This is a genomic window from Pseudomonas sp. SK, assembly GCF_012975065.1.
GTDB classification, from domain to species: Bacteria; Pseudomonadota; Gammaproteobacteria; order Pseudomonadales; family Pseudomonadaceae; genus Aquipseudomonas; species Aquipseudomonas anuradhapurensis.
The window spans coordinates 565,017-588,036 of the sequence record NZ_CP051857.1; the positions used below are offsets into that span (position 1 = coordinate 565,017).

The 23,020-nt window shown below is 64.0% G+C and carries 14 protein-coding genes and 1 pseudogene; 14 read left to right on the forward strand and 1 reads right to left on the reverse strand.

What is annotated here, in order from left to right:
• Positions 1-5: 5 nt before the first annotated feature.
• The 14 genes and pseudogenes from HG549_RS02550 (at position 6) to HG549_RS02615 (ending at position 20,787) form a co-directional block, all read left to right on the forward strand.
• Positions 6-1,526: a sigma 54-interacting transcriptional regulator gene (locus HG549_RS02550; protein ID WP_170028011.1), complete on the forward strand. Its 1,521-nt coding sequence runs from the start codon at positions 6-8 to the stop codon at positions 1,524-1,526.
• Between the two features lie 83 nt (positions 1,527-1,609).
• The gene (locus tag HG549_RS02555; protein WP_170028012.1) at positions 1,610-1,750 is read left to right on the forward strand and encodes a type VI secretion protein; all 141 of its coding nucleotides are present in this window, start codon (positions 1,610-1,612) and stop codon (positions 1,748-1,750) included.
• Between the two features lie 18 nt (positions 1,751-1,768).
• Positions 1,769-2,950 (forward strand): type VI secretion system-associated FHA domain protein TagH, encoded by a 1,182-nt coding sequence (tagH, locus tag HG549_RS02560; protein WP_170028013.1) that lies wholly within the window; start codon positions 1,769-1,771, stop codon positions 2,948-2,950.
• Positions 2,951-2,955: 5 nt separating this feature from the next.
• Positions 2,956-3,462, forward strand: coding sequence for a type VI secretion system lipoprotein TssJ (tssJ, locus tag HG549_RS02565; RefSeq protein ID WP_170028014.1), 507 nt, complete (start codon positions 2,956-2,958; stop codon positions 3,460-3,462).
• Positions 3,459-4,790: a type VI secretion system baseplate subunit TssK gene (tssK, locus tag HG549_RS02570; RefSeq protein WP_170028015.1), complete on the forward strand. Its 1,332-nt coding sequence runs from the start codon at positions 3,459-3,461 to the stop codon at positions 4,788-4,790. Before tssJ ends, tssK begins: the two co-directional genes overlap by 4 nt.
• Before the next feature lie 2 nt (positions 4,791-4,792).
• Positions 4,793-5,662, forward strand: a complete 870-nt coding sequence (icmH, locus tag HG549_RS02575) for a type IVB secretion system protein IcmH/DotU (RefSeq protein ID WP_170028016.1) — start codon at positions 4,793-4,795, stop codon at positions 5,660-5,662.
• Positions 5,663-5,676: 14 nt separating this feature from the next.
• Positions 5,677-9,192 (forward strand): type VI secretion system membrane subunit TssM, encoded by a 3,516-nt coding sequence (tssM, locus tag HG549_RS02580; protein WP_170028017.1) that lies wholly within the window; start codon positions 5,677-5,679, stop codon positions 9,190-9,192.
• Positions 9,192-9,920 carry a PP2C family serine/threonine-protein phosphatase gene (locus HG549_RS02585; RefSeq protein WP_170028018.1) on the forward strand — a complete coding sequence of 243 codons (729 nt, stop codon included), beginning with the start codon at positions 9,192-9,194 and terminating at the stop codon, positions 9,918-9,920. The genes tssM and HG549_RS02585 overlap by 1 nt, the downstream gene beginning before the upstream one ends.
• Complete coding sequence (locus HG549_RS02590) at positions 9,917-10,969, forward strand: serine/threonine-protein kinase (RefSeq protein ID WP_170028019.1); 1,053 nt, start codon at positions 9,917-9,919, stop codon at positions 10,967-10,969. Before HG549_RS02585 ends, HG549_RS02590 begins: the two co-directional genes overlap by 4 nt.
• A 100-nt stretch (positions 10,970-11,069) precedes the next feature.
• Positions 11,070-14,045 carry a type VI secretion system tip protein VgrG gene (locus tag HG549_RS02595; protein ID WP_170028020.1) on the forward strand — a complete coding sequence of 992 codons (2,976 nt, stop codon included), beginning with the start codon at positions 11,070-11,072 and terminating at the stop codon, positions 14,043-14,045.
• Positions 14,042-18,727 (forward strand): RHS repeat-associated core domain-containing protein, encoded by a 4,686-nt coding sequence (locus HG549_RS02600; protein ID WP_170028021.1) that lies wholly within the window; start codon positions 14,042-14,044, stop codon positions 18,725-18,727. Before HG549_RS02595 ends, HG549_RS02600 begins: the two co-directional genes overlap by 4 nt.
• A 50-nt stretch (positions 18,728-18,777) precedes the next feature.
• Complete coding sequence (locus HG549_RS26170) at positions 18,778-19,125, forward strand: Imm50 family immunity protein (protein ID WP_170028022.1); 348 nt, start codon at positions 18,778-18,780, stop codon at positions 19,123-19,125.
• Positions 19,126-19,342: 217 nt separating this feature from the next.
• Positions 19,343-19,981 (forward strand): annotated as a pseudogene (locus tag HG549_RS02610) (RHS repeat-associated core domain-containing protein); the annotation flags it as partial.
• A gap of 383 nt (positions 19,982-20,364) precedes the next feature.
• Complete coding sequence (locus HG549_RS02615) at positions 20,365-20,787, forward strand: hypothetical protein (RefSeq protein WP_170028023.1); 423 nt, start codon at positions 20,365-20,367, stop codon at positions 20,785-20,787.
• 377 nt (positions 20,788-21,164) lie between these two features.
• Here HG549_RS02615 and HG549_RS02620 read toward each other — a convergent pair whose 3' ends face one another.
• A complete protein-coding gene (locus HG549_RS02620; RefSeq protein ID WP_170028024.1) occupies positions 21,165-22,796 on the reverse strand; it encodes a hypothetical protein in 1,632 nt (543 codons plus the stop codon).
• Positions 22,797-23,020: the final 224 nt, after the last annotated feature.

Sequence of the window (23,020 nt, forward strand, 5' to 3'; positions counted from 1 at the left end):
GGGTGATGTTCACGCACGTGCCCCACCCGCTGGCCTACGCCGAATCGCTGCTGGGCACCTTCACCGAGCTGGCCCGCGCGGCGGACGACCGGTGTCTGCTGCAGGCACTGGTGCAGGCTGTGGCCGGGCTCAGCGGCTGCGCGCTGGTGCAACTGTACCTGCTCGACTCGACCCATACCCGGCTCGGGCTGGAAGCCGCCTGGCTCGACGGGCAGTTGCTGGCACCCGATTGCGCCAGCCTGCCGGCCGATTACAACGGCGAGCAGCTGTTGCAGTTCGCCCTGTGCCAGAACCGCGTGGTGAACATCGCCGACCTCTCTGCCAGCCTGTTCGACACCTGTTTCCTGCCGAGCCAGCCGACCCCCTGGCAGGCACTGCTGGCGGTGCCGCTGCTGACTGCGCAGCAGCAGGTGGTCGGCGTGTTGCTGTGCGTGAACCGCGAACGCGGCGGTCTGCAAGCCTTCGCCGACTCCCTCGGCCAGTTGGGCGGCTTTGCCATCGGCCACCTGCAACTGCTGCGCCGCCTGCGCCAGCCACTGGCACCACCGCCTGCGGCCAGCCGTGCGCCGGTCGCCGCCAACCGCTACGGCCTGATCGGTCAGAGCGCGGCCATGGCCCAGACCTGCCAGATGATCAGCAAGGTCCTGCACAGCCCCTGTACCGTGCTGTTGCGCGGCGAGACAGGCACCGGCAAGGAGCTCGTGGCACGCGCTATCCACGATTACGGCCCGCGCCGTTCCGGCGCGTTCGTGGTGCAGAACTGCGCGGCCTTCCCCGAAACCCTGCTGGAAAGCGAACTGTTCGGCTATCGCAAGGGGGCGTTCACCGGTGCCGACCGCGACCGCTCCGGGCTGTTCGACGCCGCCGACGGCGGCACCTTGCTGCTCGACGAGATCGGTGACATGCCCCTGGCCCTGCAGGCCAAGCTGCTGCGCGTGTTGCAGGAAGGCGAGATCCGCCCGCTGGGCTCCAACGTCACCCACAAGATCGACGTGCGCATCATCGCCGCCACCCACCGTGACCTGGTGCAGATGGTCAGCGACGGCCTGTTTCGCGAAGACCTCTATTACCGCCTGGCGCAGTTCCCCATCGAGCTGCCACCGCTGCGCCAGCGCAGTGGTGACGTCATCACATTGGCCCGGCATTTCTGCGACAAGGCCTGTGCCTTCTTCCAGCGCAGCCCGGTGGGCTGGTCCCAGGCCGCCCTCGAGCACCTGGAAAGCTATGCCTTCCCAGGCAATGTGCGTGAACTCAAGGGTTTGGTGGAGCGCGCAGTGCTGCTGTGCGAGGGCGACGAACTGGAGGTGGGGCACTTCGCCTTGAGCCTGGCCGAGCCAGCGCCGCAGGACAGCGAGCTGAACCTGCGCGAGCGCCTGGAGAAGGTCGAGCGCAGCCTGCTGCTCGACTGCCTGCGCAAGCACGACGGCAACCAGACCCTGGCGGCCCGCGAACTCGGCCTGCCACGGCGAACCCTGCTGTACCGGCTGGGGCGCCTGAACATCCAGATCGGCGATTGCGAGGGCTGACCGGCATGACCCCGACACTTACCTATTCCAACCCGGGCTCGCCGCTGGCGGCGCATGCCTCATTCGAACATGGAGTCGTTTCAATGCCTCACCGTCACTGGCGGGCCACGTTGCTGGCCCTGGTTACCGCTTTCACCCTGGCAGGGTGTGCTGGCAACTACAAGTTCGACGACGACAGCTACCGCCCCCTGGGAGATCCCCAGGCCCTCAACCGTGACAACTGAGCGCAAGGAGCCCTGACCATGGAACTGGTTTTCGAACTGCTCGACAAACGCCAGCACGGCTGCACCGACGCGCCAAGCAAAACCTTTGGCCGCGCCGGTGGCGATATCGGCCGGGCCAGGGATTGCCACTGGTGCATCGAGGACGACAAGCGCCACCTGTCCAGCCACCATGCCCAGGTGTCCTTCGATAACGGCACATTCTTCCTCACAGATATCAGCAGCAACGGCATTCGCCTGGCCAGCAGCGGCGCGCAGTTGCGCAAGGGCGAGGCCTACCGGATCGAGCAGGGCGCGGTGTACCGCATGGGCGATGTCGAGGTGCGCGCGCGCCTGATCGATCCCGAGCCCGGCCTGGACGTCAGCCTGGGTATGCCGGGGGCCAACATCATCCCCGACGATGCGTTCCTCGAACTCGACCCGATCAGCGCACTGGACAAGGAAGAAACCCGCCTGCAGCCCATCGACGAGCTGGTGGCCATGGCCATGCCGGAGGCGCCGGCCCGTCAGCGCGCCGACTATGCGCCAATCGACCAGGAGAACCTGATCGTACCGACCCTGGTGCCCGCCCCGACGCCAGAGCCGGTGGCCGTGCCGGCGCCGCGCGAAGCACGTGGCGACGCCTTCTGGAAGCGCTTCGGCGCGGCCCTGGGCGTGGCCCTCGACGAGCTCGACGAGCAGGCCCGCGAGGACTTGGCGGTGCAGGCTGCCGCGCTGCTGCGCCAGAGCGTCGCGGGGCTGCAGCAGAGCCTGCGCACCCGCAGCGAGCTGAAGAACGAGTTGCGCCTGGCGCTGACTACGCCGCAGGGCGCCAGCCGCAACCCGATCAAGGCTTCGCCGGATGCCGACCAGGCGCTGGACGAGCTGCTCAAGCCACGGCGCGGCGGCCAGTTGGCCGGTGAACACGCCGTGGCCCAGGCCTTCCGTGACCTGCAGGCGCACCAGGTGGCCATGCTCGGCGCCAGCCGCCAGGCCCTGCGCAGCACCTTGGAGCATTTTGCCCCGGAGCAACTGACCCTGCAGTTCGAACGCCAGGGCCGCAAGGGGCCGTTCAGCAGCCGCTGGAAATCCTACGCGCGCTATCACCAGGCCCTGATGGCCAACGAGGACTGGAGCGAGCGCCTGCTGGTCAAGGATTTCGCCCGAACCTACGAAGAGCAGGTGCGCCTGATCGCTTCCCTTCATCACGACCCGCAAGGATGACTTCCATGATTCGCATCACCCGCATGGTGTTCAGGGCGACCTGGGCCCTGGCCGCCCTGTCCTGGCTGGCCGGTTGCAGTGCCTTGTCGCCGTACTCGCACATGACCAAGCTGGATCTGACGCTCGCTGCCACCGACCAGCTCAACCTCGACATCAACGGCCGGCCGTCGCCAGTGGTGGTACGGCTGTTCGAACTCAAGCATCCGGTGGCTTTCGAGAGCAGCGACTTCTTCAGCCTGTACCAGCGCCCCAAGGAAACCCTGTCCCAGGACATGGTGGCCAGCGAGGAGCATGAACTGCGTCCGGGCGAGACCCTGGCCCTCAAGTTGAGCATCGACCCTGACAGCCGCTTCGTCGGCATCCTGGCTGCCTACCGCGACCTCGACCAGGCGCACTGGCGCCGGGTGCAGGCGATCCGCGCTGGCGAGCGCGTGGTTGTCAACCTCTACCTGGACCAGGCGGGTATCCATAATGGCGTGCCATCCGTGGCACAAGCGGGTGAGCGCCCATGAACGTGCACAAGGTAGTCTGGCAGGAGGGGATGCTGCTGCGTCCTCAGCACTTCCAGCACAACGACCGCTACTACGACAGCCAGATGAAGACCCGTACCCAGCTGCTGGGCACCTATACCTGGGGCTTCATCAACCTCGAGATCGACTTGCAGTTCCTCAACATGGGCAAGCTGGTGATCAGCCGCGCCGCCGGCATCCTGCCCGACGGCAGCCTGTTCGAGCTCGACGGCAGCAGCGAGCCACTGGCCCTGGACGTGCCGCCCAACACCGGCGCGACGCCGATCTTCATGGCCCTGCCGCTGGTTACTGGCAACCACATTGAGGCGCGCCGCCCCGAGCAATCCGACGTGCTGACCCGCTACACCACCTACGAGGTGGAGGTATCCGACTCCAACGCCGGTGACGACAACAGTAGCCAGATCAATTGCGCACGCCCTGACTTCCGCCTGCTGCTGGGCGAGCAACAGACCGACCAGGCCTACGTCAAGCTGAAGGTCTGCGAGATCCTCGATACCTCGCCAGACGGGGTCATCAGCCTCGATCCGGAATTCGTGCCGACGTTCATCCGCACCCACTCATCGGTATACCTGCTGTCGTGCCTGAAGGAAGTCATCAGCATGCTGGCACTGCGCGGCGACACCCTGGCCGAGCGTATCCGCTCCAACGGCAAGGTCGGCGGCGCCGAGGTCGGGGACTTCATGATGCTGCAACTGATCAACCGCACCGAGCTGCTGTTGCGCCATTACCTGAACCTGGAGCAGGTGCACCCCGAGGAGCTGTACCGCACCTTCCTGGTCATGCTTGGCGACCTGGCGACCTTTTCCAGTGACACCAAGCGCCCGCGCCTGGATGCGCGCTACCAGCACAGCGACCAGGGGGCGAGCTTCCGCAAGCTGATGGAGTCGATCCGCCAGGTGCTGTCGATGGTGCTCGAGCAGCACGCCATCGAGCTGGAACTGCAGCAGCGCCAGTACGGCATCCTGGTGTCGCCGTTGCACGACCCGGGCCTGCTCACCACCGCCTCGTTCGTGCTGGCCGCCAGCGCCAACTGCGAGTCCGAAGCGCTGCGCCAGCGCCTGCCGTCGCACCTGAAGGTCGGCCCGGTGGAGCGCATCCGCCAGCTGGTCAACCTGCACCTGCCGGGGCTCAAGGTCAAACCGCTGCCGGTGGCGCCGCGGCAGATCCCGTTCCACGCCAACAAGACCTACTTCATCGTCGAACTCGACGCTGCGGACCGCGCCAAGATGGACGGTTCCGGTGGCTTCGCGTTCCACGTCACCAGTGAGTTCTCCGATCTCGAACTGAAATTCTGGGCCATCAGGAACTGAGCATGAGCAAGGACATGGAACACCCGCAGGACGACAAGACCGTCCTGTACAACCAGGATGGCTCGGCACCGGAAGGGCAGGCGCTGACCGCCCTGGGCAGCACGGCGCGAGCCGAGCCGCTGGAACAGCGCATGGTCTATTCGGCGCGCCTGCCGGCCAGCGGCAGCTTCAACGTCGGCCTCAACCCGTTGGTGGCCGCCGCCGGCGAGCTGCTCTCGGAAGTGGTGCGGCTCAAGCACAGCGACACCGCGGAAGACCTGGCCAACCTCAAGGAACGCTTGAGCGCCTGTATACGTGCGTTCGAGGCTCGGACCCACTACGAGGGCGTGGAGAACGGCCAGGTCACGGTGGCCCGCTACCTGCTGTGCACCGTGGTCGACGAGGCGGTGGTCACCACGCCATGGGGCAACGAGAGCCAGTGGTCGCAGATGAGCCTGCTAAGCGCCTTCCACAACGAGACCTTCGGTGGCGAGAAGTTCTTCGCGCTGCTCGACCGCATGTCCAAGAACCCGGTCAAGCACCTGGCGATGCTCGAACTGATGTACCTGTGCCTGTCCCTGGGCTTCGAGGGCAAGTACCGGGTCATCGATCGCGGCATGTCCGAACTCGAAGGCATCCGCGACGCGCTGTACCGGCAGATTCGCCAGCTGCGTGGCGACGTGCCGCGCGAGCTGTCGCCGCGCTGGGAAGGGTTGGACCGGCAGCGCAACAGCCCGGTGCGCATCGTGCCGTGGTGGAGCGTGGCGCTGTTCACCCTGGTTTCCCTGGTGGTGATGTATTCCGGTTTTGCCTGGGTGCTGGGTGAGCAGCGCACGGCCGTCCTGCAACCCTTCCAGACGCTCGAGCAGACAGCGACCCAGCCGCGGTCGTGACACAAGGACTTGTGATGAAGATTCTTTTCAAGAAAGTGGGCGCCTTCCTCGCCCGGACCTGGGTCTGGAGCCTGTTGCTGGTGCTCGCCCTGGCCCTGCTGGTGTGGTTCGCCGGGCCGTTGCTGGCGGTGGCCGACAACAAGTTCTGGGAAGACGCTGCCGCGCGGCTGCTGACCATCAGCGTACTGTTCCTGGTGTGGGGCCTGTGGATGGTGTTTGCCAGCTGGCGCGCCAACCAGCGCAAGCAGGAGCAGTTCGAGAGCGAGGGCGGTCGCGAACGCCTGGAGCGTGAAGAGCGCATGGACGAGGAGGGCAAGGAGATCAAGGCCCGTTTCAAGCATGCCTTGTCCACCCTCAAGCACTCGAGCCTGTACGGCGGGCGCAGCGAGCGCTGGCGCCGCGACTTGCCCTGGTACCTGGTTCTCGGCCCGCAGGGCGCGGGCAAGACCAGCCTGATCGACCACTCGGGCCTGGAATTCCCGATCAACGCCCTGGAGCGCAAGCTTGCGCGTGATCCCTCCAGCGGCGACTTCTGCGATTTCTATTTCGCCGAACAGGCCGTGCTGGTGGATACCGCCGGGCGTTTCCTCAACCAGGCCGACAGCGAAGTCGACGGCCATGCCTGGCGCGTGCTGCTCGACCAGTTACGCCTGCGCCGGCGTAACCGCCCGCTCAACGGTGTGGTGGTCACCGTGCCGCTGGACACCCTGCTTGGTGGTGAAGCGGCAGTGAACGAGCTGGCGCAGAAGGTCCGTTCACGCTTGCAGGAGCTGCGCCTGCGCCTGCATGTCGAGGTGCCGGTGTACCTGGTGCTGAGCAAGACCGACCGCCTGCAAGGCTTCGACGCCTTCTTCGACCAGCAGTCGCGTGAAGAGAACGAGCAGGTATTCGGCATTACCTTCGGCAAGGGCCAGAACGGCGCCGACACCGAGCTGCTGGCCAAGGAATTCCAGGGCCTGCTGCAACGCCTGGGTGACCAGGTCACCCAGCGTATGCACCACGAGCGCAACACTCAGCGCCGCGCGCGGATCCTCGACTTCCCGCACCAGCTGGGGCGTATCGGCGATCAGCTGTGCCTGTTCGTCGACGCCGCCTTCACCGGCAACCGCTACCAGCGCGCCAGCCAGTTGCGCGGCTTCTACCTCACCAGCGCGCCGCACCAGGCGCCAAGGGTCGACAGCGACAACGGCTACCACCCCGGCACGGCCGGCCGCGCCGCGCCCCAGGGGCGCTCGCGGTTCATCCTGCAGCTGTTCAGCCGGGTGATTTTCCCCGAGTACGACCTGGCCGGGCTCGACCAGCGCGAACGCCGCCGCATCCACTGGGGCCAGCGGGTTGTCTATCTCGGTGCGCTGGGTGCACTGGCGCTGTTCGGCGTGCTCTGGGCCGGCAGCTTCTCCGGCAACCACGAGCGCCTGGAGCAGGTGCGCGACCTGGGCCGCCAGTGGCAGCGCCAACACACCGGCCTGGAAGCCCGCGACGATGCGCTGGCCGCGCTCAAGCCCCTGGATAGCGCCTGGCAGGCCACGCGGGTGTTCCCGGCCAGTGGCGATGTCTCCTGGTTGCAGCGCGGTGGCCTGTACCAGGGCGCCCCGGCCAATGAAGTACTGCAGCCTGCCTATCAGCGTGAACTGGAAACCGTCTTGCTGCCACGGGTAGCGCAGATGGTTGAAGGGCAGATCCGCAGCAACCTGAAAAACCGCGAGCGCCTGCTCAACAGCCTGCGCGCCTACCTGATGCTGGGCCTGCCCGAGCGCCGCGACCAGGCCTGGCTCAAGGACTGGGTGGCGGCCGGCTGGTCGCAGCGCTACAACGGCAACACCGCCGCGCAGGAAGGGTTGAACGCGCACTTCGAGCGCCTGCTGAACCAGTCATTCAGCTACCCGCTCAACGACACCCTGGTAGCCCAGGCGCGCCAGGTGCTGCGCGCCGAGTCCCTGGCCAGCGTGGTCTATCGTGTGCTGCGCGAGCAGGCACGCAGCTTGCCGGAGTACCGCCTGAGCCAGCAGCTCGGACCGCAGGCCAGCCAGTTCGTCGGCATCGACTACCCGATCCCCGGCTTCTACACCTCGCAGGGCTACCAGCAGTACTTTTCCGTGCAGGGCACCAACCTGGTCAACGATATCCTGCGCGACAACTGGGTGCTGGGCGAGGGCCGCGGCATCAGCGACATGGATATGCGCCGGCTGATGGTCGAACTGGAGCAGTTGTACTTCCGTGACTATGCCAACTACTGGGGCGAGGCCATCAACCAGGTCGGGCTTATTCCGTTCAGCGATGCCGGTGAAGGCGCCGACCAGCTATCGGCGCTTACCGCCGCCAACTCGCCGCTGCTGCTGTTGCTCACCGAGGTGCGCGAGAACACTCGCTTCCCGGTACTGGCCGAGGCCGCAGACGAGGGCAACCCGGCCGTCGAGGCCGCCGCTACCAAGAAACTCGGCAAGGGTGGTGCGGCGGTTGCTGGCGCCGTGGCCGACAAGGCCCGCGACGCCCTCGCCAGGAAACCGCTGCCGGACACCGCACGCATGGCCCTGCAGCGGCGCTTCGAACCCCTGCACCGGCTGCTCGATGACAACAATGGCCCCGGCCCCGACCTGGCGCCGACCCTGCAGGCGCTGAACGACCTGCAGCAGCAACTGGCCAGCCTGGCCCGTTCCAACCAGGCCGAGGAAGCCTCGTACCAGATGGCCAAGGCCCGCATGGCCGGGCAACGTGATGCCCTGAGCAGCCTGCGCAACGGCACCGTGCGCCTGCCGCGTCCGGTGGCCGGCTGGTTCAACCTGCTGTCCGACGACATCTGGCGCATGGTGCTCAACGACACCTACACCTACCTGAACCAGCGCTACCAGAACGAGCTGTACAGCTTCTACGGCCGCGCCATCGAGTCGCGCTACCCGTTCAACGCGCATGGCACCAGCGACGTGGCGATCAGCGATTTCCGCGACTTCTTCAAGGCCCAGGGGGTGGCGGACCGCTTCTTCGACACCTACATGCGTCCTTTCGTCAGCGGTGAACCGGGCAGCTACCGCCTGCGCAGCCTGGACGGCCAGAGCCTGCCGATGACCAAGGCATTCCTCGACCAGATGAGCGCTGCCCAGGTCATCCGCCAGAGCTTCTTCGCGCAGAACCCCGACGAGCCACAGGTGCAGTTCAAGCTTGAGCCGTACACCCTTGACCCATCGGTGAGCCGCGCAGAGTTCCGCTTCGGCGATTCGGTGATCGACTACCGCCATGGCCCGATCGTTTCCACCAGCCTGAAGTGGCCGACCGATGCCCAGGACGGTAACAGCAGCCTGACCCTGGAGCAGCTCAACGGCCGTCCGATGGCGCTGGAGAAGAATGGTGGGCCATGGTCGCTGTTCCGCCTGCTCGACCTGATGCAGGCCGAGTATCTCAAGGGCCGCGACACCATGGTGCTCAAGGCCAATGTCGGCGGCATGCGTGCCAACTACCTGCTGACCAGCCAGCGCGCGCCGAACCCGTTCGACATGAGCGTGCTGCGCGGCTTCCGCCTGCCAGGGGAGCTGTGATGCTGCCAGCCACCCCCTGGCGCAGCGCTGCGCGCACCGACCCGGGCAAGGTCCGGGCGCGCAACGAGGACGCCTTTCTCGACTGCCCGCAGCATGGCCTGTGGGCGGTCGCCGACGGCATGGGCGGGCATCAGGCCGGCGATCTCGCCAGCCAGATGATCGTCGAGAGCCTGGCCGAACTGCCGGCCGGCAGCAGCTTCGACGAACGCGTGGTCGCCGTGCGCCAGTGCTTGCATTGGATCAACCGGCGGCTAGGCCAGGAACTGACGGTGAGTGTCGAGGGCAAGGCCCGTATTGTCGGCAGCACCGTGGTGACCCTGCTGCTCGAAGGCCGCCGTGGCGCCTGCGTGTGGGCCGGCGACAGCCGCTGCTACCTCTGGCGCGGCCAGCGCCTGTACCAGCTGACCCGCGATCACTCGCTGCAGCAGCAATTGATCGACCAGCAGCGGATGAGCGCCGAGCAGGCCCGCGTGCACCCTTCGGCCCGGGCCCTGACCCGTGCCGTCGGCGCCAGCGCCAGCCTGACCCTGGAGGTGCTGGAGTTCGAAGCTCAGCCGCGCGATGTATTCCTGTTGTGCAGCGATGGCCTCTACGACGGCCTGGAAAGTGGCGGCCTGGGCCACGCCCTGGACCTCGCCTCGCCCGGCGAGGCCCTGCAACGCCTGTTCGACACCGCCTTGCGCGGTGCAGCCAAAGACAACCTGACTGCAGTGGTGATCCACCGATGAACCTTGGCAGCGGCGACGCACTCGATGTGCTCGATGCCCTTGAGCGGGGCAGCGAGCCGACCTATTTCGCTTTTACCCAGGCCAGTGAGCCGGAGCCCGCTCGCACCGGCAAGGCGCGGCGCAAACGGCGTGGCAAAGGGCGCGCGCAAGCTGCCGCGCAGCCGCCGACAACGGCGACGCCATTACCGCCGATTCCCGGCGTGCTGGCCGGGCGTTATCGCCTCGAGCGGCTGCTCGGGGCCGGCGGCATGGGCCTGGTGTACCGGGCCCGCGACCTGCTGCAGGAGCGTTTCGGTGACCCGCAGCCGCTGCTGGCGGTGAAGCTGATGAGCGACCAGCTGGCCACGGCGCCCGATGCCAACGCCCTGTTGTTCAACGAGTACGCCCTGACCAGCCGCCTGCGCCACCCCAACCTGGTGCGGCTGCAAGGCTTCGCCGTCGACCCGCAGAGCGAGCGCGGTTTCATCACCATGGAACTGATGCAGGGCGCGTCGTTGGACCGTCTGCTGTGCGACCAGCCACTGGGGCTGGGCTGGGCGCAGGTGCGCGAAATTGCCGTGCCGCTGCTCGACGCCCTGGCCTGCGTGCATGGCCAGGGGGTGGTGCACGGTGACCTCAAGCCCAGCAACGTAATGCTCAGCGACGATGGCCTGCGCCTGTTCGATTTCGGTCTGGGCATGGCCCTGGACGGCCCACTGGCGGGGCTGCCGCACCTGAGCCATGGGCGGTTCGAGGCCTGGACCCCGGCCTACGCTGCGCCCGAGCTGTTCGAGGGTGGCACGCCCAGCAGTGCAAGCGACCTCTATGCGGTGGCTTGCGTGCTGTATGAGCTGGTCACCGGGCGCCACCCGTTCGAACGGCTGCCGTCGCTGAAGGCGCGCGACCAAGGCATGCAGTTGCCGGCCAAAGCGCCGCCCGGCATGCCGGGCAAGGCCTGGACAGCCCTGCGCGCGGCGCTGGCCTTCAACCCCGAGCAACGCAGCATCGGCGCCGCGCAACTGCGTGATGCCTTCGCCGTGCAGGGGTTCTGGTCAAGCTGGCGCCGGTGAAAGCCGGCGTCCGCAACCTGAGATGACTCATGCCGTGAGCTACCGCGTTCGTCGTAGGTCACGGTCGTTTTGCCACCGCTTTCGTACATGAGGGACAAGGATGTTTGCCGCCGCAAACCAGACCCATTTCAGCCTGCACATCGACGGCCTGGAGCACGATTTCCAGGTCCTCGCCTTCGACGGCAAGGAAGCCATCAGCCAGCCCTACGCCATCGACCTGGAGCTGGTCAGCGAACGTCCCTCGCTGGACCTGGAGAGCCTGCTGCACAAGCCCGCGTTCCTTCAGTTGGGCGACGCCGGACGCGGCCTGCATGGGCTGATCTACCGCGCCGCGCAAGGCGAGGCGGGCAAGCGCCTGACCCGCTACCAGGTGACCCTGCGCCCGCAGCTGGCCTACCTGGCCCACCGTATCAACCAGCGCATGTTCCAGCACATGAACGTGCCGAAGATCATCGCCCAGGTGCTGGAAGAGCATGGCATCCTCGCCAACGCCTACCAGTTCCAGCTGGGCGCCGTTTACCCGGACCGCGAGTACTGCGTGCAGTACGACGAGTCCAACCTGCAATTCATCCAGCGGTTGTGTGAAGAAGAGGGCATCCACTACCACTTCCGCCACAGCGCCGAAGGCCACCAGCTGGTGTTCGGCGACGACCAGACGGTGTTCCCGAAACTGGCCCCCGTACAGTTCCAGCACGACTCCGGGCTGGTCGCCGACACGCCGATGATCAAGCGCTTCGGCCTGCGCGTGGAAACCCGCACCAGCAGCGTCACCCGCCGTGACTACGACTTCAAGAAGCCGCTGATCCAGCTCGAAGGCGCCGCCGACAGCCACGCCGAGCCGGCCCTGGAAGACTACGACTATCCCGGTCGCTTCCTCGACCGCTCGCGCGGCAAGCACCTGGCTACCCGCGCCCTGGAGCGCCACCGCAGCGACTACCGCCAGGCCGAGGGCCAGAGCGACCAGCCGCTGCTGGCCAGCGGGCACTTCCTGACCCTGGCCAGCCACCCCAACGCCCAGTGGAACGACCTGTGGCTGCTCACCGAGGTGCGCCACCAGGGCCGCCAGCCGCAGGTGCTGGAAGAAGCCATCACCAGCGACGTCGACCCGCGTTTCGACGGGTTCCAGCAGGGCTACCGCAACGTCTTCGTGGTCACGCCCTGGGAGCAACCCTATCGCCCGCCGCTGAACCACCCCAAGCCCAAGGTGCTGGGCGAGCAGCGCGCGGTGGTCAGCGGCCCCGAAGGCGAAGAGATCTACTGCGACGAATATGGCCGGATCAAGGTGCAGTTCTTCTGGGACCGCGAAGGCCAGGCCGATGACAAATCCAGCGTGTGGATGCGCGTGGCGTCGAGCTGGGCCGGGCAGGGCATCGCCGGCCTGCAACTGCCGCGGGTGGGCATGGAAGTGCTGGTCAGCTTCCTCGAAGGCGACCCCGACCAGCCGCTGGTGATCGGCTGCCTGTACCACGGCGTGAACATGCCGCACTACAAGCTGCCCGAGCTGAAGACCCTGGCCACCATCAAGAGCAAGGAATACAAGGGCAGCCGCAACAACGAACTGCGCATCGACGACACCACCAGCGAGATCAGCATCGCCCTGCGCAGCGACCACGGCGCCAGTGCCCTGAACCTTGGCTACCTGACCCACCCACGGCCGAGCGGCGGCGCGCCACGGGGTGAGGGCTTCGAGCTGCGCACCGATCGCCACGGCGCCGTGCGCGCCGCCGGCGGCCTGCTGCTCACCACCGAACCGCGCCCGAACGAAGCCAAGCACCACAAGGACTTGCCCGAAACCGCCGAACGCCTGGCCACCGCCAGCGAGCAGCAGGACAGCCTGGCGCAGCTGGCCAAGCAGATGCAGGCCCAGGAACCGGGCGACCAGGATCAGGTCGCCAAGGACCTGCACGCCCAGCACCAAGGTATCCTCGGCAGTGGCCCAGGCGACCTGACCAAGAACGAGTTCGCCGAATTCACCCAGCCGCACCTGGTGGTGTCGAGCCCGGCCGGCATCGCCCTGACCACGCCTGGCCCGAATCACATCACCAGCGGCAGCCACCTGGCACTGAGCAGCACCGGGCATACCAGCCTGTCGATCGGTAAGCGCCTGTTGGCCAGTGCCAGCCAGGGCATGCGCCTGTTCGTGCAGAGCCTCGGTTTCCGTCTGGTGGCGGCTGCAGGCGACATCGACTTCCGTGCGCTGAAGGACAGCATCAACCTGCTGGCCAAGCTCGACATCACCGCCAACGCCGACCGCATCATCCTCAAGGCCAAGACCGAACTGGTGGTGCAGGGCGGCGGCAGTGCCACCACCTACAACGCCGGCGGCATCACCCACGTCACCAGCGCCAACTACACCGCCCACGCCGCGCAGTTCGCCCATATCGGCGCGGCGAGCAAGGCCGGCGCCTTCCCCGAACCGCCCAAGCCCGGCAAGGGCGCGCTGGAACTGTTCAACCTGTACGCCAACAGCAAGGGCATCCAGGCCGGCGACTACGAAGTCACCGACGCCCTGGGCACGCTGCTCAAGGGCACGCTGGACGGGCAGGGCTTCAATGCCGTGTCCGGCGCGGCGCCGGGGCCGGCCACGGCGAAATTCGGCCTCGACACCGTGGACACCTGGAGCCTCGGCAGCTTCGTCAAGGGCCTGCCTTGGCCGAAGCTGGCGGCGACCGAAGCGGGCACGCCGTCGATGCTCGATTCGATGATCGACACGCTCACGCCTGATGGCAGTGGCGCGGCGATGGCCAAGGTCAAGCAACTGGCCAGCAGCGGCATGGCCGCGGCCAAGACCGGCCTCAGCCTGCTCAAGACCGGGCAGGCTGCAATGCACACCGTGCAGCAGGTGCAAGGTGCGCTCCAAGGCGGCGTCGCCGGCCTGCCGCAGCTGGCCAGCGTCGCCAGTTCGGCACTGCCCGCCGCCTCCAGCACCCTGGGCGCTGCGAGCAGGGCCGGTGTCGCCGTGCAGGGAGCCATGGCCAGCCTGCCAAAACTGCCGGCGCTACCCGAACGCCCTGCCTTCAAGGCACCGAACCTCAACACCCTGACTGACCTGATGCCAGGCGAGCTGATTTCATGACCACACAGACTTCCCAACCCGGTGGCCGCGAAGTCGCCATCGTCCCCCTGAACGAAATCCATATCGAAGACGTCGGCCGTGGCGCGGCGGTGTTCGATGCCTGGCTGCGCGATATCAGCGACGGCTATGTCACCCTCGAGCGCATCAAGAACGTCGCAGGTGCCTTGCCGGTGGTGGGTAACATCATCGCCCTGATCGACGCTTTGGGCGACATCGTCACCCTGGCGGAGAGCGACAAGCCGGACCCGTGGGACTGGGTCAGCCTGGGCATCAACCTGATCGGCGTAGTGCCGGTGCCACCGAACATGGCCGCCGCGCGCATGAGCCTGCGGCCGATGTTGTTCATGGTGCGCCAGGAGGGCAAGCAGATCCTCGGCGACGCGCTGATCGAGATCATTGCCGGGCACCTGAACGCCGACATCATCGGTAGCCTGGATGACTTCGTCAGCCAGGCCGAGGGCAAGCTCAAGGAAACCCTGGCGGCAGCGGGTGGCAAGGGCGAGGAAATTCTCAACGAGATCTGCAAAGGCCTGGATGCCCTGATCGATGGCGACCTCGACAGCGGCAAGGACCTCGGCGAGGCAGGCAAGAAGGCGAGCAAGGCGGCCGAGCAACTGCTGCACGATCCGCTGGCCAGTATCGACAACATCTTCGACGCCGCCTGGAGTGCCTACAAGGCCGCAGGCAAGGGCATGGCCAACATGGCCGCCAGCGCGACGATCAGTGCCGAGGCCAAGCTCTACGGCCACCAGCAAGTCGCCAGGTTGCGCGTGCTGGCGCCTCGCATCAAGAGCGAGATCCTCAAGCTGGGTTCGGCCAGCAACCCACATTCGATCGAGGCGTTGCGCCTGATCCTGGCCGGTAGCGTCGCGCTGTGGCGCAAGCGCAATCCGCAGCTTGTGAACGCCAACATCAAACCCAACGCCACCAGCACCGCGCGGCACCAGGCCACGCAAGGCAAGCTCGAAACCCAGCGCGAGGAAGCACCCCCCCGGAACGCGGCCAATCGCTGCAAGAACGGCCCCTGCCCAGGAACCACCCGCGACATCAACTTCGCCCTGGGCAGCGAAACCCTGCAGCACGTCGACTTCAGCCTGCCCGGGCCATTCCCGGTCACCTGGGCGCGGACCTACAACTCACGGCTGGCCGAGCTGGACGACAGCAGCCTGGGCGCCCGTTGGCTGACCGAGTTCAGCACCTGCATCGACGTGATCGACGACGGCCTGGTATTCCACGACGTCGACGGCCGCAGCCACCCGTATCCGCTGCCCAGGCAGGGCAAGCCGCACTACGATCCGATCGAGTACCGGAGCCTGGTGCGTACCAGTGACACTCAGATCATCCTCCTGCGTGGGCTGGAGCGCCGTGAGACCTACGAGCGGGTCGGTGATCGGTTCTATCTGGTTCATATCGTCCTGCGCAGCGGTGCCGGCGCGATGCTGCATTACGAGCATCACTACAACGGCCGCCCGGTGTTGTCCGACATCAACACCTATGAGGACAACGACCCGAGCAAGGTGCACTTGCAACTGGGCACGCTGCTCGACGACCACGGGCATATCCAGGGCGTGTGGCAGGTGGTCGACGGCAAGCCGCTGCGCCAGCTGTGCGCCTACCATTACGACGACCAGGGCGACCTGATCGCCGCCCAGGACGAGCACGGCGCCGCCTGGCACTACCAGTACCAGCATCACTTGGTGACGCGCTACACCGACCGCACCCAGCGCGGCTTCAACCTCGAATGGGACGGCTCGGGGGCGCATGCCAAGGCCATCCGCGAGTGGGCCGACGACGGCAGCTTCGAAACGCGCCTGCAATGGGACAAGCACATCCGCCTGACCACCGTGACCGACGCCCACGGCCAGCAGACCAGGCACTATTACGACATTCTCGGCTACACCTACCGCATCCAGCATCCGGACGGTAACTCCGAGTGGCTGTTCCGCGATGAGCGCAAGAACATCATCCGCCACGTTCACCCCGACGGCAGCCAGGACCGCTTCACCTACGACGAGCGCAGCAACCTGCTCGAGCACATCCGCGCCGACCACAGCGTGGTGCACTATGCCTATGACGAGCACGACCAGCTGATCAAGATCGGCGATGCTGAAGGCGGGCAGTGGCTGCGCGATTACGACGAGCGCGGCAACCTGGTCGAGACCGTCGACCCGCTGGGCAACAAGACCGAGTTCGCCTACACCCCGGCCGGCTTGGTCAAGGCGATCAAGGATGCCATCGGCAACGAGAAGAAACTCGCCTACAACGACGCCGGGCAGTTGCTCGAGTACACCGACTGCTCCGGCAAGACCAGTCACTGGGCCTACAACGCCTTCGGCCAACTGAGCGAGTTCACCGATGCGGCGGGCAACAAGACCGCCTATGAATACCAGGCTGGCCAACTGGCCAAGGTCACCCACCCGGACAAGACCGAGGAGCGTTTCAACTACGACGCAGAAGGCCGTCTGCTGGCCCATGTGGACGCCCTCGACCGCTGCACCACCTGGTCCTATAACGCTGTCGGGCTGCTGGCCGAGCGCGTCGATGCGGCGGAACATACCCTGCGCTACCGTTGGGACAAGCTTGGGCGTTTGATCGGGCTGGAAAACGAAAACGAGAGCAAGGCGAGCTTCCTCTACGACCCGGTCGGCCGGTTGTTGCAAGAGACGGGTTTCGATGGCCTGGTCACCCGCTACCAGTACGACCCGCACAGCGGACGCTTGGCGAGCACCCAGGTCGGCCAGCGCCGTATCGAACTGCGTTTCGACCGCATGGGCCGCCTGGCCGAGCGCACCGCCCGCCTGGGCGAGCAGAGCCAGAGCGAGACCTTCGCCTACGACGGCAACGGCAAGCTGATCCAGGCGGTCAATGCCGCCAGCAAGCTGCAATGGTTCCACGATGAAGCGGGCAACCTGACCCGTGAGCATCAGCATTACCTGGCCACCGGCACGCCGATGGTCGCGGTGTGGCAGCACGAATACGATGCGCTCAACCAACGGATCAGCACGATCCGCCCGGACGGCCACAAGGTCAGCTGGTTGACCTATGGCAGCGGCCACCTGCTCGGCATGACCCTCGACCAGCACGAGATGCTGGCCTACGAGCGCGATGACCTGCACCGCGAAGTGGTGCGCCATCAAGGCAACAAGCTGATGCAGAGCCAGGGCTGGGACCCGGTCGGGCGTCTGCAGGAACAACTGCTCGGCAGCCATGATGGGCAGTCCACATTGCTCAAGCGCCAGTACCGCTACGACGCCGCTGGCCAGCTGACCAACATCCACGACAGCCGCCGTGGCCCGCTGGAGTACCAGTACGACCCGGTGGGACGCCTGCTCAAGGCCACCAGCCGCCTGGGCGTGGAAACCTTCGCCTTCGACCCGGCCGGCAACCTGCTGGACCAGAAGAGCCAGGAACTGAACCGCCCGCTGGAAGCCGACCCACGGCGCAACAAGCTGATGGACAACCTGCTGCGCGAATACGCCGGGACCCATTACAAGTACGACGAACGCGGCAACCTGATTCATCGGCTGCACAACGGCTCCCATGCCCATTTCAGCTGGGACCTGTTCGATCGGCTAACGGGGTACAACGACGACAAGCTCAAGGTGGACTACAGCTACGACGCCCTGGGTCGACGGTTGCACAAGCACTCGGTGGCGCATTTCTGGGACAGGCCTGAAGCGGGCTCCGGGTGGAACCAGCTGCAACGGGCCAAGCGCCAGCGTGAACTTGGCTGCGGATTTACCCTGTTTGGCTGGGATGGCGACACCCTGGCCTGGGAAAGCTCACCGCCAAGGGACGATGGCGATACTGGCCGTACCGTGCATTACCTGTACGAGCCGGGCAGCTTCGTGCCGGTCGCTCAGGCGCTGCGCAAGAGCCCGATCCGCTTGCACAAGCAACCGGACTGGAGCCAGCGCGAATACGATTTTGACCAGGATCCGCTGTGGCATACGGAGGTGAAACCGCAGGCGTTTGACGCGATTGCCTGGTATCAGTGCGACCATCTCGGTACGCCGATGGAGCTGACCGATGAGCAGGGCAATGTTGCTTGGGCGGGGCAGTACAAGGCGTGGGGTGAAGTCAAAGAGGAGCGCTCGGACTGGGCCAGACAACACGGGCTGGGCAACCCGATTCGGTTCCAAGGCCAGTATCACGATCATGAGACGGGGCTACACTACAACCGGTATCGATATTACGATCCTCAAGCTGGTCGATTTATCGGGCAGGACCCGGTCCGTTATGCAGGAGGCCTCAATCTTTACGCTTTTGCCCCTGACCCGCTTAACTGGATCGATCCGCTCGGACTAACAAAATGTCCACGGAATAAGAAAACAACATATGACGGTGCTAGTCGCCGAGATGCATTTAGACAAGCGAAGCGAGATATGGGTATACCTAATAGTCAACAACCTTGTAAAGTCAGTAGGGTTGAGTTGGGCGATGGTAATGGTGGCTTTGTTCGTGATGCTTCCGGTGTTCCAGTAGAAACTAGGCAGTATCACTATAAAAACAAAAGTGGCGCAGCGGTGGTGATCCAAGAGCATAGTTTAGGTCACGCTAAGGCAACCCCGTTGCATGGTGCAGAACCACATTTTAATGTAAGGCCTACTGATTCTGGGACCGGTGAAATATTAAATACAAGTACTGCTTCTGGTGCGCATGGGCACTACAATTTTAAATGAGGCTCTGTATGTGGATTGAGTGTGCTTTAAATAGAGATAAAGTTGTACATATGTTCGGCGGTTCCTTAGATATAACGGACGCTGAATTGCTAGGGGTGTATGTTCATGAAGGGTTCGTGGTTAAGTTTTTGTTTTGTGTTAAAGGTATACCTGAGAAGCATCCCGAGAAGTGGAATGGGAGAGGCTATAATTCAATGACCATATCGTTGCGTTTTGTGGGCGTTAAAAAGTTTCAGGCGAACTTGGAGTGTATAGGGTTTAGCTGTTGTCCGGAAATTAGAAGCTCAAAGGAAGGGGCTTGTATTAATATTGTTTCTGGCGAGGGTTCAATTTTTTGTGAGTCTGAATTTGTCAGTATTGATGATATCACTCCGCGCGATGATCTAAGATGGGGTTGAGCTCGCCAGTTGTCAGATATGTAATCGCCGTAAAGGTAGTGGAGATTGACGCTCCCAGTTGAAACTGTTTTTGGAAATTGAGCGAGGCTGGTCGTTTCAGTGTGGGTTTCACTCCTATAAAGTCTTGGAATGTTTGGGAGGGCGGCTGGAAGGAATTTCTACATACCGTACTGTGGGAGTATCTCGTACAATTTTAATAAGGGGGCGATAAACCTCGCCGGAAGCGGGCACCGGTTGGAACCAGCTGCAACGGGCCAAGCGCCAACGTGAACTTAGCTGCGGATTTACCCTGTTCGGCTGGGATGGCGACACCCTGGCCTGGGAGAGCTCACCGCCAAGGGATGATGGCGATACTGGCCGTACCGTGCATTACCTGTACGAGCCGGGCAGCTTTGTGCCGGTTGCTCAGGCGCTGCGTAAAAGCCCGATCCGTTTGCATAAACAACCGGACTGGAGCCAGCGAGAATACGATTTTGACCAGGATCCGCTGTGGCATACGGAGGTGAAACCGCAGGCGTTTGACGCAATTGCCTGGTACCAATGCGACCATCTCGGTACGCCGATGGAGCTGACCGATGAGCAGGGCAATGTTACTTGGGCCGGGCAGTACAAGGCGTGGGGTGAAGTCAAAGAGGAGCGCTCGGACTGGTCGAAACAGTATGGTCTAAGTAACCCGATTCGGTTCCAGGGGCAATATCATGATCACGAAACGGGACTGCATTACAATCGGCATAGATATTACGATCCGCGACCAGGCCGCTTCATCAATCAGGATCCTATAGGCTATGCTGGCGGCCTGAATCTGTGGATTTACGCACCTAACACGATATCTTGGACTGATCCCCTAGGGCTCAGCAAAAAGGGAACTGCTGGTAGTCGGAACTACAGAACTGCAGAGGCTGCGGCAGATGCTGCGCTGGCGTCAGGAAAACAGTCTGGTGCGGCCGCTGAGCTAAGAATCGGAGATCGAGTATACACTGGCGTTAGTGGTCAAGAAGTTAGACAGTCTTCTGTTGTAACCGGGGCGCTAATGGGAACACCCTTGCCAAACCAAGAAAAATGGCATGAAGGATGTGCTGAAATTGTGTGCCTAGATAAAGCGATTGGAGACGGAATTAACCCTGCAGGTGGAAAAGCAAAAGCGGTTAACGTAGGGGATTCCGGCCAAGGTCATAATACACCGAAGCCTGCATGCAAAAGCTGCAGGGACATCATGAGCTATTTTGAGGTCGAATGGGAATGAGTTTTGCAATGGGCAAAATAAAGTGGCCTGAAAACGGGCATGATGCAAATGTTTTGCTAAGAGGATTTATGTTGAAGGTTCTCAGGGCAATTGACTATAAGTTTGCTGATCATTTGCAAGATCCTATTGAGTTTTTGGATGCCTACGTTTCCGGAAAAATTGGTTCGGATAGCTGTTCTGAGCTTGCGGTGAAATGGAAGTGTGAACTTTCTGGAACAGACAGAGTAAGAGACTTTAAAAGTCCTATAGCGATCCAAGCTAGGCTTGCTGAGTCGATTTTGGGGATTGATGAAAAGAATGTGGATGGTTTAGCAGATGAGCTAAGTTGGTTTGCCGAAGTCCTTCAGTCTGATGGAGTGGACTATAGGGTGGTTAGGGAGGTTATGGTCGGTTATTTTGAGCCGTATATGAGGGGCTGAAACACGATGCTACTGGGTGCAGTGAGAATTAGTTATGCTTAAAAAAGCTATCTAAATACCTAAAGTATACCTAGCCTAGAACCTAGGCGGGAGGTGCAGAAGCAACTGTTGGGTAGCCAAGGTCTCTATTGCCCAAGCGGCAATATCGATGCGACGCCGCTGGCCAGCTGACCAACCCCCACGACAGCCGCCGTGGCCCGCTGGAGTACCAGTACGACCCGGTGGGGCGCCTGCTCAAGGCCACCAGCCGCCTGGGCGTGGAAACCTTCGCCTTCGACCCGGCCGGCAACCTGCTGGACCAGAAGAGCCAGGAACTGAGCCGCCCGCTGGAAGCCGATCCACGGCGCAACAAGCTGAAGGACAACCTGCACCTTTGCCTAGTCGTCTTGTTGCCCAGCAACAAACCCATAACCCTGCAGCCAATCTTCGCGAATCCTGCTACCCAAGCCGTACAGCCACGCCTGTTGTGGCGCAACCCAGTCCAGCGCCGCACTCGCCAGGGTCAGGATCATCCCGTTGGCCTCCGCGCGCTCCTGCGGCAGCTCGTCAGTCGTCACCTTCGTTTTGCCAGCGACCAGCGACAGGCTTGCCAGCAGCAGGACATACAGCCCCAGCAGCTTCAGGTACAGGCCCAGCGGTTGCGGCAGCGCCAGGCGTAGCAGGTAGGACAGTGTGCGGAACAGATGCACGGCCAGCCCGCAGAGTATCAGCAGGATCATCACGCCCGGCGTGATCAGGTCACGGTAACTGTCGCGGCCGAGGGTGGACAGGTCGCTTGTCGACGCCACGCGCTGTTTGATCATCTCCCGCGCATCATGCTGCAGCGCCGGCAAGTACACCGAGCGCTCGAAGGCTTCCTCGGTCAGGTAGGCGTACAGGGTGATGCCCGAGGGCAGCGCCAGGTCCTGACGCCATTGTGCCTGGATGGCGCCCACGGCCAGGAACGCCGGGCGTTTGAGGCCTGGCTCGATCCAGCCGGCGTTGATACGTTGCTGGATGGATTCGGCGTAGCGGTTGCGCGCCTCGCTCCGTACCTGGCTGGCCACCGCCTGATTGAACCCACGGCGATCGTCAGGGTGCCACAGATCATTGACCGGCACGTTCATCTGCTCGCGTAGCACATGCCGTACGGGTTGCCACTCACTGACGGGCAGGTTCCAGGGGTTCAGATTGCGCCCCCGCTTGCTCAGCAGGCGCTGGTAGTCGGTCCAGGCCTGGCCCTGACGCTGGAGAATGGCCAGGCGGCTGCTGGCACCGGCGTAGAACAGGCTGGCGCGACGGTACTGCCGATAGTGGTCTTCCTGCCGTTCAGTGGCTGTACGGTAGCGCTGGTAGTTGTATTGCAGGCCGCCGCGCTGCTGGTCGGCAAGCTGTTCGAAAAGGGTTTGCACTGCCAGCCCTTCGACAGGTACCAGGGGCGTGATATCGGGCAGGCGCAGGGCCAGCTCAGCCAACCGCCATCGACCTTCGGGGCTACGTAGTTGCTCACTCGTGCCCTGCTGGTCCTCCAACTGCAGACCATGGTGCAGCATCTGGTTCATCAGCGGGACAGCAATGGCCGCCTGTGCCTGTTGCTCTGGGCTGGCCTGCTCGACCAGCCCGTCCATCAGCAGGCGTTGGGCCTGGTAGCCCAGGTACACGGTGCTGGAGCAGGTGATCAATGCCCACAACAGCGTGCGCCCGAACGGCCATTGCTGGCGCAGGCTCTTGCGCAGCAGACAGCTGAGCACGAGCAGGGCCAGGGCGACGCCACCCAGCCATTGGCCCTGGCGAGCGAAGCCCTGCAGCAGCACATGCGGTGCAAGGCTGCCGAGCAAGTCGGTCAGTTGTGCCAGATAGGCAAGGGCGAGCAGCAAGTAGATCAGGCTCGGCAGCAGCATCAACCCGGCAAGCCGACATTCCTGGGCGCGGGTCAACGGCAGGTCGCCCCCCCAGAGAGCCCGGGCCAGGCGCTGCCACGGCGTGTACTGCTGGCCATGGCTGGAGCGTTGCAGCAGGGCGCCGATCATCAGGCGTTGTCCGGCAGGGAGGTGCGGGCAGAGCTTGGCGAGGTGGGCTCGAAGGTATTCACGCGCGGCTTTCCTTGTCGAAACGATGTAGCGTCCTGATACACGGCGCGATAGTAGCATATTGATATCCGTGGCGAGGCAGCGTCCGTTCATGCGGCGCTCCGGCAGACGGAACAAGGGATATTTGACTCTCTAGTCAACTGCGCAAGAAGTTGCGCAGTTGA